General features: G+C 40.7%; 11 protein-coding genes. 10 read left to right on the forward strand and 1 reads right to left on the reverse strand.

What is annotated here, in order from left to right; all coding sequences use genetic code 11:
* Positions 1-91 precede the first annotated feature (91 nt).
* The 5 genes from MKX42_RS14530 (at position 92) to MKX42_RS14550 (ending at position 3,697) form a co-directional block, all read left to right on the forward strand.
* On the forward strand, positions 92-784 hold the full coding sequence (locus tag MKX42_RS14530; protein WP_340753116.1) for an SAM-dependent methyltransferase: 693 nt from the start codon (positions 92-94) through the stop codon (positions 782-784).
* 172 nt (positions 785-956) lie between these two features.
* Positions 957-1,883, forward strand: a complete 927-nt coding sequence (locus tag MKX42_RS14535) for a hypothetical protein (protein WP_340753117.1) — start codon at positions 957-959, stop codon at positions 1,881-1,883.
* A gap of 96 nt (positions 1,884-1,979) precedes the next feature.
* Positions 1,980-2,528, forward strand: coding sequence for a putative immunity protein (locus MKX42_RS14540; protein ID WP_340753118.1), 549 nt, complete (start codon positions 1,980-1,982; stop codon positions 2,526-2,528).
* Positions 2,529-2,548: 20 nt separating this feature from the next.
* Positions 2,549-2,692: a MerR family transcriptional regulator gene (locus MKX42_RS14545; protein WP_340753119.1), complete on the forward strand. Its 144-nt coding sequence runs from the start codon at positions 2,549-2,551 to the stop codon at positions 2,690-2,692.
* 468 nt (positions 2,693-3,160) lie between these two features.
* Entirely contained in the window at positions 3,161-3,697 is a 537-nt protein-coding gene (locus MKX42_RS14550) for a DUF1648 domain-containing protein (RefSeq protein ID WP_340753120.1), read from the forward strand.
* Positions 3,698-3,819: 122 nt separating this feature from the next.
* Here MKX42_RS14550 and MKX42_RS14555 read toward each other — a convergent pair whose 3' ends face one another.
* A complete protein-coding gene (locus tag MKX42_RS14555) occupies positions 3,820-4,311 on the reverse strand; it encodes a GyrI-like domain-containing protein (RefSeq protein WP_340753121.1) in 492 nt (163 codons plus the stop codon).
* A 105-nt stretch (positions 4,312-4,416) separates the two neighbouring features.
* Between MKX42_RS14555 and MKX42_RS14560 the strand changes: the two genes are divergently transcribed.
* The 5 genes from MKX42_RS14560 to MKX42_RS14580 all read left to right on the forward strand — a co-directional run bounded on the left by MKX42_RS14560 (position 4,417) and on the right by MKX42_RS14580 (position 12,563).
* Entirely contained in the window at positions 4,417-5,337 is a 921-nt protein-coding gene (locus MKX42_RS14560) for a helix-turn-helix transcriptional regulator (RefSeq protein WP_340753122.1), read from the forward strand.
* 94 nt (positions 5,338-5,431) lie between these two features.
* On the forward strand, positions 5,432-6,079 hold the full coding sequence (locus tag MKX42_RS14565; RefSeq protein ID WP_340753123.1) for a hypothetical protein: 648 nt from the start codon (positions 5,432-5,434) through the stop codon (positions 6,077-6,079).
* 100 nt (positions 6,080-6,179) lie between these two features.
* A complete protein-coding gene (locus tag MKX42_RS14570; protein WP_340753124.1) occupies positions 6,180-6,896 on the forward strand; it encodes a HEAT repeat domain-containing protein in 717 nt (238 codons plus the stop codon).
* A gap of 114 nt (positions 6,897-7,010) precedes the next feature.
* The gene (locus tag MKX42_RS14575) at positions 7,011-8,387 is read left to right on the forward strand and encodes an ADP-ribosylglycohydrolase family protein (protein ID WP_340753125.1); all 1,377 of its coding nucleotides are present in this window, start codon (positions 7,011-7,013) and stop codon (positions 8,385-8,387) included.
* A gap of 159 nt (positions 8,388-8,546) precedes the next feature.
* Positions 8,547-12,563 carry a hypothetical protein gene (locus tag MKX42_RS14580; protein WP_340753126.1) on the forward strand — a complete coding sequence of 1,339 codons (4,017 nt, stop codon included), beginning with the start codon at positions 8,547-8,549 and terminating at the stop codon, positions 12,561-12,563.
* Positions 12,564-12,795: the final 232 nt, after the last annotated feature.

The raw sequence follows: 12,795 nt of genomic DNA on the forward strand, positions 1-12,795 counted from the left end.
TCATCATTACTAAAAAAATTGTAGATATGCTTATGATTGAGTTGAGACTAGATGAGTAGAGACTAGATGAGTAGAGGAAAGGTGAGCTGAGATGAGCAAAGAGATTAAATTGGATTTAAGACGTATCGTGTTTATTGGAAGGACTTTTGAAGAATACATGTCCATGTTTAATTTAACACAGAGGGAATTGAAGGGACGGTCTATTCTGGATTGCCCCGCTGGAGCATGTTCGTTCACGGCCTATGCAAATAAACTAGGTGCCGACGTAACAGCAACGGATATCGCTTATTTTCATGATTATGAGGATCTTCACACAAAAGGCCTGAAAGACTTGGAACACGCCATGACCAAAATGGAAAGTGCCCAAACCAACTACTTATGGGATTATTTCCAATCCGTTGACGAACTGAAACAACATCGATCCCGCGCCTTAACTGATTGTGCAGAGGATATGAAAAACCATCCCGGGCGTTATATCGCATCGGCACTGCCTACGCTCCCATTCAAGGATAAGCAATTTGATATGACTCTGTCTGCACACTTTTTGTTTATGTATTCAGATAGGCTTGATTTTTATTTCCATAGGCAAACGATCCAAGAGCTACTTCGGGTAACCAAACAGGAAATTCGGATTTTTCCTTTAGTCGGCCTTTCAGGAGAGAGATATCGTCAATTGGATGAGCTGCTCACCTTCTTACATCAACAGGGTTGTTCAACTGAAGAAATAACGGTCGGATACGAGTTTCAAAAGGGAGCAAACAGCATGTTGAAGATCACTCTTTAGATTATGGTCTAAACTGAGTTAAATCGATAAAGACGCTAACTCCATGTTAGCGTCTTTTCGTTTTTTCCCAAGCTTCGCCATACTTCCGCCATGTTCTGGTTCCATCTACTCTGACATAATACGGTAATAGAACAGAGGATGGTTTTACACCAGCTCTTAAGGAGGAATTGGCATGTTTCATAAAACAGTGACGCTGCAGCCTTTTGCAGATATTTCGATGTATACTGAAGGGTTCAAGATCGTCTCGGCTCAATTAGGTGGAGATGGCTGCGTATATGTCCTGCTGATTAACCAGATCCCGGAACGGAAACGAGGAATGTTCGTCCAACCGGCTTTGAAGCAACCGCATACCTACAAGGTCCTGATGGTAGAAAGTAAAGATTATATCGATGAAATTATCATAGAGGATCAACATTTCAATTATCATTATGTTCAGCCCCTTCGCAGACATCTCCTACTGGTTGGAGCGCGCTGCTCGCATTATGGTGCAGGCAGATATGATCTGAACGCCAAAGTGTGTGATTATACAGGACGTACCGTTCGTGAGTTCCTGCTTGGAGACGGGATTCAGAATGTTCAAGTGACGGAGAAAGGTACCATCTGGACCAGTTATTTTGACGAAGGCGTGTTCGGGAACAACGGGTGGGATCAGCCTGTAGGTGAACACGGCCTTGTGGCCTGGGATGAGCATGGGAACAAAGTATACGAAGATCATGTGTCGGATATTGCCGATTGTTACGCTTTGAATGTTGTCCGTGAAGAGGAGGTCTGGTTTTATTATTATACGGACTTTTTGCTCGGCTGTATCTCAGGCGGACCCACTCAGCCCAAGGTCACATTTATCAATCCTGAGATTTCCGGTTCGGCCGGGTTCTGCACGGATGGTTGTCACTTCTTGTTCGATGGCGGTTACGGCAAACACGGAGACTATTATATCAAAAAGCATGAAAAAGCAAGCATGACCAAGGGGCATAAGATACAGTTTCTGAATGAAAAATCCGAGCCGCTTGTGCCAGTCACGCAAGATTTTCGGGAAGATCTCGTGCTGTTCTGTGCAGATGATATGTTGTATCAGGTTTCGATTAAAGAATTGCTGTGACGCTGCGGTTACCTTATGATTGTAATACGATAAGGAATTGAGGCTATGGTTTCGTTTTCCAATCAAATCTTTTGTAGTTTAATAGGAGTGAATTCAGTGAAATTAGAAGATTACGCATGGAATAAACATGAGCAAAAATTAAAAGAAGAACAAACAGAATTCAAGCATAGTAAACCTAAGATAAAAATTATAGATAACACCGAATTGCGTAATAAAATTGAAGAGGCTCTTGAAAAAATACCGCAGAAGTTAGTTGCTCAATGGATTTTAAAAGTAGCAACTCCGTACTTGTATTACTTAGATGACCATTTAAAAGATGACTCACGAATAAATTTAGGGATAGAAACTTTACAAAAACGAATAGACGGAAGCATTAGAGCCTCCGATTTACGGAAGGTTGGATTTGTAGTTAATGAATTGGCGAAAGAATCCAAATCAGACATTAGCAAGTATTCTGCACGTTCCTTTGCCCAAGCCATTGCTACAGGACATATGAGAGGACATGCTTTAGTTAGCAGTGATTACGCAATAAAGGCAACAAATGTATTAACTGATAACTCCACAGATTCTTCGACAAAGGAGAGGGAAAGACAATTGAATTTAATACATGAAGTAATTCTAACGCCTCCAGATCTTCAAGCTTGAAGCATTACACCGAAGAAGGTATGCTGCCTTTTGAACAGGCTGAAGAGAATCTAACACGCAGATACCAAAGAGAGGAAACCGTCGCACGCATTAATTGGATCAAAGAGCTGAAAGCGAACGGTTTATCGATCCCGCAAATTAAAGAAGCGATAGGCCTCGGATGAAACTTTCTTAGAATGTGATACGTACACCATAATATGGTAGGGTTATTGCATTGTGCGGAAATTGAGGGCTTCAACTTCTATTGAGTATAAGATCGTTTTCGAGGATTATGTGAAATAATATCCATTTAGAATGAGGTGAATGATATGACGATACTGCCTGTTATAATTTTTATCTTAGTATTTGTACCTTCCATTGTACTCATCGTGAGTATGCCGTATTTAACAAAAGAGACGATTAGTTTCGGAGTCACCGTCAACGCTGTCCAATTCCACAGTGAGCCGCTGCGTCAGATGCGGAAGTCGTATGCTAGGATTAGTGCAATTTTACATACCATCCTATTCATTGTTGGCATCTTATGCCTAATCTACAGCGATGAACATTCGAGGCAAATCAGTTGGGTCATTATCTCCTATTCACTCGCCATGCTCGTAATCTCCCTGGTTATTAACTTTAGGTATCATTTGAAAATGAAAAGCGTACTGCCGATGCTGCCTGCTGCTCCCGAATCATCGATCATGGGACCTGGACCCCGGAAAGGAAATGTTGGCCTGCCCAGTCATTGGTTCCTCATTCATGCTGTTATTATTGTGGTTAGTATTGTAACAGTGCTGCGTAACTACGATCTGATTCCTGACCAGCTTCCGGTCCATTTCAACAGCAGTTGGACCGTAGACCGCTATGTAGATAAATCTTATAGTATCGTGTTTATACCTGCGATCATGCAGGTGTTAGGGACCTTTCTGTTCATATTTGAGTATTGGAGTATCCGCAGAGGGAAGCAGCAGGTTAGGGAAGACTTAACTTACCGCCGTGCCTGGTCGAATTATATGATTACAGCAAGCTTCTTGTTCGTTATCCTGTTATCCGTAGTGCAGCTAAATATGATGTCTCTGCTTAATATTAATTTTGTTATCCCCGTTGTCCTAAGCATAATAGCCTTTATCATCCTATACGCCTGCACCTTAACGTTCTGGAATGGTCAGCGCGAAAGCCGCCTTACATGAGCATACGATTGAGCGCTGGATCAGCCGCACGCACACACCCGGAGTGCCGCTGATCCAATGCGCTACATCGCAACAAAGCTGCTTTTACCCATAACCTAACGTTATTTCCTCAAATTGAGTCCTCAATTTGCCTTCCGCTTCTTCACCGGCACCCATACTTCAACTTCGGCATCCATTGGGTTGCCATTGGTTAGTACCTCCGCAATCGGGTGTCCGGTATACACATACTCATAGTTATCGTTCAGGATATCACCGAATGCCTCGTCCTCCAGCCGGTCAAATGCGAGACGCGACAACCCGCCCTGGCCTGACAACACCAAATACTCTCCTCCCGGAAAAAGCACTTCAACCGCAGCCTCCGGCTGGGGCCTGGGCGACTGAACGCCTGCAACATACAGGATCTTTCCATCTTCCTGGGTAATCGCGGCGAAGCCGTAGGGGCTTTCGGACAGAGGACGCAGGGAGGCCATAGAGCCGTTCTCCAGCGTGCTTTTGAAATAAGCCGTTTTGAGCGGAGAATACGCTGGATCGTGCACTGCTCCATCTTCACTTAGTGTGGCCTTGAACCCAATGATGCGGAATGCTTCCTTCGTTTCAATTCTGGTCGAAATCATGACAATGTACCTCCTGGATAGTGGGATTGGTGTATTCCAAGCAAGCATAATCTACCAACTGTGACACCTGTATGGCATACTTGATTAGAGGTGGTCATCATGAAAATGGATCGCTTAATTGCGCTCATTATGATCCTGCTGGAGCATGAGCAGATTAGTGCGCGCGAGTTAGCGGAGCGTCTCGAAGTCAGCAGGCGAACGATTTACCGGGATATTGATACGCTGAACAGAGCCGGCCTGCCCATCTATACGCTTATGGGAGCATGGGGCGGTGTCGGCTTGATGAAATCCTACAAAGTGGGCAAAACCCTGTTCACCCCGCAAGAAATTCAGAACCTGCAGAATGGATTGCACAGCTACAAGCAGCTGTTCGGGCGGCGGGAGACGGTCTACGCGGCGGAGAAGCTGCAGGCGCTCTATCCTGACAATGCAGAGGGCAGACCGGTTGCACCGTTCGTGATGGATCTGTCTTTAAATAAGGGGAACGAATCGCTGCGCAGCCTGTTTGGGCTGATCGAGACGGCGATGAATGAGCACGCTGTGTTGGCTTTTGCGTATACGGATGCGCTGGGGCAGAGCAGTGAACGGCGGGTGGAGCCGTATCAGGTGGTTTTTAAGGAGAGCAGTTGGTACTTGCAAGGTTATTGTATGGATAAGCAGGACTACCGGATCTTCAAGCTGGCCAGAATGAACGGTCTCCAGGTGACGAAGGAGCAGTTCGTTCCGAGAGCGTTCACCCCTCTCCCCATGGACGGAGGAGATTGGCTGAACCAGGGATGGGTGGAGGTTACGGTCCGGCTGGACCGCTCTGTCATGGATCGGGTGATCGAACGGTTCGGCGCCGACCATATCCTGCGGGTGGATGAACACCACTGCTGGGCCAAGTATCCTATTATTGCAAATGACTATGGCTACGACCGGCTGCTTGCTTTTGGAGATAAGTGTGAAGTGCTGGGGCCGCCAGAGATACGGAATGGGTTCAAGGCATATGTGCGGGGGATTATGAGGAAGTATGAGGGGGATTAGCGGTCTAAATGGGTTAGCGTGGCGGGGATGAGATTTTTGCATATGAAGGAGAATTTAAGTGAACTGGAGGATGCGGCTGATGGGGGATACCGGGATGGCAGAGAAGAAGGTTGGAGCGAGCGATTATCTGGCTTTAGCATTGTATGCGTTTGCAGGGTTTGGTCTTGAAGTGGTATTGTTGATGATATTACCATCCGTCTTGGGGGTGAAAAGTTCTGATTATACGCTGCTTCATCAATGTATTCATTGGGGAATTACCTGCTTGTTGTGGGGGAGTATGGCCGTATTTCTGATCCAGCTCTCCAAGCGGAAACACGATTTTGACATCATGAAGTTGAACGCTACACCGGACGCCAGGGGGTGGTTGCTCGCGATTGTGGTTTCGGTGATCGCCATTGCAGCGACTACTGTCGTATGGGAGGGCTTTAAGCCGGTTCAGGAGTACAAGGAAGCGGTAAGATTCGTTTTTCAGAATATCTATTACTTATTCGAAGCGGCTCTGATCCTGTTAACGATTGCGTTTGGGCAGAAATTCGGTGAGACGCTTTTCAAAAGAGACGGTCTGCCCTACGGCGGGATGTTCCTCGCACTCACTTGGGGCCTGATTCACATTCTGCTCCAGGGCGGACCGACGGGGATTTATGCGTTCTTCATGTCACTACTTTACGGAACGATATACATAATGTTGAGAAAGAATGTGCGGTATTCGTATTTGGTGATTGCGGTTGTGTTTATTTTGTGAGGCGGGCTTGGGGAGGGGCTAGGGTGAATGAAATGAAGTATTCGATTTGGATTGAAAGTGACACTAGGTTGTGAAAAACTATTTTATGAGGAGTAGTCGCATGTTTACAGATCTTATTCACAGACTTGGTCTTTCATTGCCTGTTGCATTAGTTGAGGAGTTGGAGCTGCACAAGGAGAAACAAAAGAATCAAAACTACTTTTTGAGATTAATGGAAGCTGACGAAATTGTTGAATTAGTTGATTATATGTCCAAAATAGAGGCTTATCGGGATATGATTCCTTTGTGGAGTGACGATCATTCAAACTATATTGGCTTGTACGTACAAGGCGCATGCAAATACAGGATATGTTATATCGATCATGAGGAAACGGATGTATCTCCGGCCTTTAGAAGTATACCTTCATTTATAACGAAAATCGAAGAATATCCTGATCTGGATTGGCATGATTTGAATAAAGACTATCCAGCAGAATTTGAAGTTAGTCAAACTGAAATGAATGAAGACCTCGCTTGTATTGACGAGTTGAATCGAATGATAAGCTCTGACCAACTTATAAGCGATGATATTCGCTGTCAGTATATTTTTTCGATTATGGCATTAACGCCAAAAGGAAATCTTAATTCCATCATAAAATATCTAGACGATGAAGATATGTTTGTTCAAGAAAGAGCATGTGAGATTATTGGATTTCATACTTATATACCAGCTAAGGAAAAGCTGGTGAAGATCTCCAAAAACGGAATGCATAATGGGAAAATAGCAGCCAAAAGAGCATTAGAAAGGATAAGGGAAGACCGAAAAAATGAAATTTAAAAGCTCTGAATTGCTCTGTAAATCGACTCGAACTACTAGGAAATAGAGTACACAAAAGTGAATTTGTAAATGAGATAAGAACTAAAATTATGGAATTAATTAAGGAGATACAATATGCTGCCATCACTAACGTTTCTGAAACATCAATTAGAGGGAATTCTGCGTAATAAATTTGCACAGGGGCATCAAACCTCCGGTTTTTTGGCCCGGTTGGAACAGCTTCCCGCAAGCTATGATGCTTATCTGGAATTCGCCCATAGTTTAGCTGACATTCCAATGCGGGACAACTGGCCCTACTATGAGCCGGACGATTTGGAGGAGATATGGCGGGAATGCGACCCGGATAGACCTTTAGGCCAGATCGGAGTCTTGAATCTGAAGGACAGTGCCAAGCGTATAGAGGCAGGCTTCCTCGCTTCAGTCTGTGGTTCAATGCTGGGCAAGCCGATCGAGGTCAATCCCACGTTGTCGGAATTACGTCAAGCGTTAACCGCTGTGGGGGAATGGCCGCTGAATGATTATATTTCGGAAGAAGCTCTCCATGCGTTGGATCGTCGTCATTGGTCCTGGTTCGAGACGGCGAGGGGGAGAATTCGCTATGTGGCACCTGACGATGATATCAACTACACCTTAATGGGCATGATGGCGTTAGAGCAATTTGGTAAGGGTTTTACGAAAAGAAACCTAAGAGATTTATGGATAAATCATCTTCCGATAAGTACAACATGGGGGCCGGAGAGGGCTATCCTGGTCCGGTCGGGAATTAGCTATTTGGAGCATGACCGGGAATTATTCAATCATTCTGAGATAGAGTCTTGGCCCGACTTCCTGGTGCAAGATACAGAATTATGCGGCGCGGCGATTCGTGCAGATGCTTACGGCTATGCCTGCCCCGGTCAACCTGCTCTTGCGGCTGAGCTGGCTTGGCGTGATGCAAGCTTTACACATCGCCGGACGGGGAATTATGCCACGATGTTCATTGCCGCTGCAATTGCTGCCGCACACGTGCTGCGCGATCCGCTTGAAATAATTAGTACTGCCCTGCAATTCGTACCTAGAAGGAGCCGATTCTATGAGATTACCGAGGATTGCCTGCAGATCGTAGCGAATGCAGATAACTGGCTGGAGGCGTATCAGGGCATTCATCAGAAGTACGCGAATCATTCCCACTGTCAGGTGTATCAGGAAATCGGCACCTTGATCAATACCTTTCGATTTGCTGAGAATGCCGGAGACGGAATATGCAAGCAGGTCATGCAAGGTAACGATACCGACAGCTTCGGAGCAACAGCCGGCTCGCTGCTTGGGGTGTATTTCGGCCCGGACAGCTTGGAACCTAGATGGCTTGAACCTTTCCAGGACCGGATTCATACGGGCTTATCTAATTTTCATGAGCAACAACTCTCCCGCTTGGCTGAGCGCATAGGGCGTTTGCCAGAGCTGCTGCACACCGGCCAGCACCGAATTCAACCCAGCGAGCTGTATGTATGAAAGAGGTGAGTAACATAGCGAGTATAAGAAATGAAATAACAGAAGCCATTGGAATAACATCTGCTAATCCCATAACTAATTAGGATTATCGTTGGATATAAAAGTAATAGATTTTATTCGTCAGTACTTTCGATGACTTAAACTTGGGAGGAATAAATAATGCCATTTAGTAAATCTGATTTAGGAGCACAAGCCTCATGGAAAGGTTATTCTTCCCAAACTTTATATATTGCTTCTCGAGTAGTTGCGGATATAAACTCACTAGAGTATTTTCCGGAACACCTTGAAGATTTACTGATTAAAAGTGATGATGAAGTTTCAGAAATAGTACAGATTAAAGACTTAGGCTCTGATTTGAGTATATCAAGTCTTGCTTCTACTAGCGCTTCATTGAAAAATGAAGGTTTCTTTCGGAGAGTGTTAAGTTTGCGAAAGCCAGAATCAAAAAGAATAGTCGTAAAGGTTGTACATTTTGGGGAATTGGGAGATGAATTGGAAGGTTTTATAAATGGGGTCACTAGTTCTTTAGAAAGTATTAAGGACAAACTTGTAAGGAACCACCATCTATTGTTAGAAGAAGTAGAATGGATTACGGAAAGAATGATATTTGAGAAAGTTGATAAAGAGGTTCTTCAACTTAAAATAGCTGAACAAATTAAAAGTCATATTCCAACAATGATTGCCCCATCTATAATGCAGGATTTATTAATTCAGTATATCTCTGATTTATCAAAAAATAAGGGTTATACTTCTAAAAGTATTTGGCAAGAAAAAATACATCAAATTGGTAGAGATATGGCTTCAATAGATGGATATTTTAGAGAATATGGAAGTTCTCTTATAAGGTTATCTGATATTGAGAATTTTAAAAGTTTTGAAGAAATGAAATTAGAATACGAACAAGGTATTTCTGCGCATCCTGCTCATATACGCTTTTCACTGGATTTCGAACGGATACACTGGCTGGAAAAAATTGAAGCTGCGCTTGTTGGAGATAAAGTTGTTATTGTTAAAGGGGCTTCTGGACAAGGGAAAACTTCATTATGTTATAAATATTTGATAAAAAATTATGCTGAAGAACTTGTGTTTTGTATAAGACAACTTCAAACACAAGGGCAAGCTGAAAATTTAGTAAAAGCAATATTTGGACTATCAAAACATTCAACAAATATTATTTTATATATTGATGTTAATCCAGGACAAACATATTGGACTTGGTTAATTAGGGAGCTTCAAATTAGAGGGATTTACATACCACTTCTTATATCAATTCGTGAAGAAGATTTTAAACAGTCAAATGTGGATCAAAATGTTGTATCTTTTGAAATACTTGAATTGTCTTTAACCCAAAAAGAAGCGCAAAAAATATATGATAAACTAACAGTAAACAAGCCTCATGAACTTTATCGTACTTTTGATGAAGCTTGGCAAAAATTTGGTGGGGAAGGCCCCCTGTTGGAATTTATGTATTTACTTAATAATCACCAAACTTTAAAACAACGTTTAACTTTTCAAATTAATAGATTAATTGATGAGAGTGTAGAAGACTCTTGGTTGGATCTATTGGTGCTTGTATGTTATGTTGGCAGGGTAGATGGCTCTATTCTATTTGAAAGAGCAAAAAAAATAGTACAATGTTCAAATACTATAAGTGCTTTACGGCGAATGAGTGATGAATATTTAGTTAGAAGCTCAGTAGATGGGAAATATATTGAGTCATTGCATTCAATAAGAGCAGAAATCTTATATTCTATATTAATAAAAGAGATGAGATTGGAAGAAAATGAGGTGCTCCTTAAAAGTTTGGCTTGTGTAGATGGAAATGTACCTCAAGTTCTTCTTTTTTACTACTTTACGAATAACGAAATTGAAATGGGGTTGATAGGCCAAATAGCAGGTGTTGGATATCCTGATTGGGTAGCATATGGTAGAACATTGAATGCAATGCTTTGGTTAGACGTAATGCAATATGTAGATCAAAATAAAGAAGTGTTTGATTTAGTGTTCAAAGAAAATGGTTCTGGATGGCCTATGTTTGTTCCTATGGACATTACTGGAGAAATTGCTCCAGGAAAGTTTGCTGCATTTGATCTATTAGAATATGTTTATTCAAAAACGGAAATGTTTACTCATCTTGAAATGGTCAAAGAGTCGTTACATAGTCATGTATTATCATATCTAATCACTGATAAATGGTTGGATATGTCAGTTGCCCCTAAAAAAATTCCCATGAGTGATCTAGAATGGACGAATTTTGGATACGTATTATATTGGGCTAGCTTAAGAAAAAAGAAATGTGAAATGGAATTTTCTTATAATGAATTATTATCTGCAATGATTGAGGGGAAAACGGAGAGTAAAATTGATGCCACTCTTGGCTTGTTCAAACAGGGCTATTTAAAATTATACGATGAATGTGAAATTATCTTGAGAAAAAGACTTATCCATCAGCATAATATATTGTTATTGGACATTACTGATGAAGAAGTTATATGTTACTTTATTCCACCATACTTTCAAAACCCAAAAGCTAATGAAGTTATTGAACAATCTAATCATTATTGGACAAAAAATATGGTTGGGCTCTTAGATAGATTATATCCTAATAAAGAATTTATTACGGTAGAATTATTAGGAGTTGATATATTTAGAGATTTTGGAATTAACTCATTTGATAACAAACGAAGGATATCAAAAGAAAACCGTCGAGATTGGTGGATTACTCAAGTAAATTCTTGGTTACTTATGCGAGTGAATTTGAAGCATCGGCATGATAATTGGGATGCTTATATAAAGGAAATCATTTCTTTACGAAAAACAGTCTTTGAAACCTTAAGTGATTTTAAAAATCTTATTGAATTTTTTTATAAGCATAAGTATTGGAATGTTTCAAAATCTAAATCTTTTTTCTCTAAATTAGATAATCTAAAATTATTAATGCGTAAAGAATATCTTTTGCCGATTATTGTTGTAGATAACTTTGGAATAAGTAGTGAAGGTTTTAAAGAGGTTCCAAGTTCTCATATTTCTACTAGTATCTCCACACATCCATATAAAGAATACAGAAAACATTTGCAGGGAGTTATATCTGCGATAGGTAATTTCTTTGCACAATTTCACGAAGTAATAGTTGCAAGACAAAAAGGTGAAGAGATTGAATCAAATTTATCATTAATTAATCTTTACGAAGCTTCAAAATCCATGTTTTTTTTGCAGGTTGAATTCGAAAAACTCTTTCGCCCTTATCTAAATAATGATTATTTCAAATTCGCGAAAATAGAACTTGATGAATTCTTAATCAATTTAAATATGTGGGAAAGTGTGTTAGAACAAAAGCCTAGAGGTGTCGGTTTGATTTACAGTGCTAGAGAGAAAATGAAAATAACACCCGACTTGATACTTCAAAATTTTCAAGATAAAGTTTCTCATTTTAAACCGGATATTACAATAATAGATACCTACGAAGATAATACTAGATTTGTAATTTATAATGGAATAATATCTGAAACATCAACAGTTGAAGATCAGTATTATCATTTTTGTTTAGAGTTCAAAGACTTATTAAAAAAAGCTAGGAACTTTAATAATTCAAGGTGGATAGTGGAGACTAGTTGGCCAGATATTGTTTTTGTCCCTCTACTTAATGGGCTTCCAATACTTGGTGGTTTTAAAGTACCCTTATATCAACTAATTGGTAAGTATGAAATAGAATCAAATAACATATTTTTTCCTGTAATACTTTCAGAAAAAGTATATGATTTTTATAATATAAATTCAATAATATACAAAAAGTGGAGAGAAATGCTGGGAGAAATCGGTTCTATAAGACTGAGGTTGCTCCAGTACAATCAAATTATTGAAGTTCTAATTTCATTAGATGACAATATCATTAAAGAAACTCTAGAAAATTATTTGGAGGATTTTTTATCCGAAATTTCAGGGAATATAAAATCGGCAAACACTATAATTCTAGAGGTCATGAAATTATTGAGTTCAAAAGAATCATATGAAGCAGTTGAGTTAATTTGTAATGCATTACAAAATATAGGTTCTCTAGAATTTCTAAATGATTTCGTTAGTGAATTGCAGGTGGTAGAAGGAATTCCTGAGGCCCTACTTCAATCATTAATAGAATTGATTCAAGTTACGCCATATTTAAAGAGTGGCAGCGATTAAAATATAAAAGAAAGGTAGGGAGGATGATAATTATGGGTGGTAACTCATTTCATATACCATTACCTTTTTCAATTTCCCTACGCCTTCCCCCAACAGTTTGGATAACCTTATCCCTAGAAAACATTTTACCCAAATTATCGAAAATAAGGGGACGCCCAGTGACAACTCACAAAACACCTATTAGATTAACGATTGAAAAATCGCTCTACATGTTGCAACAAAACCAGAACCC

Origin of the sequence: Paenibacillus sp. FSL R7-0204 (assembly GCF_038002225.1) — a bacterium.
Lineage (GTDB): Bacteria > Bacillota > Bacilli > Paenibacillales > Paenibacillaceae > Paenibacillus_AQ.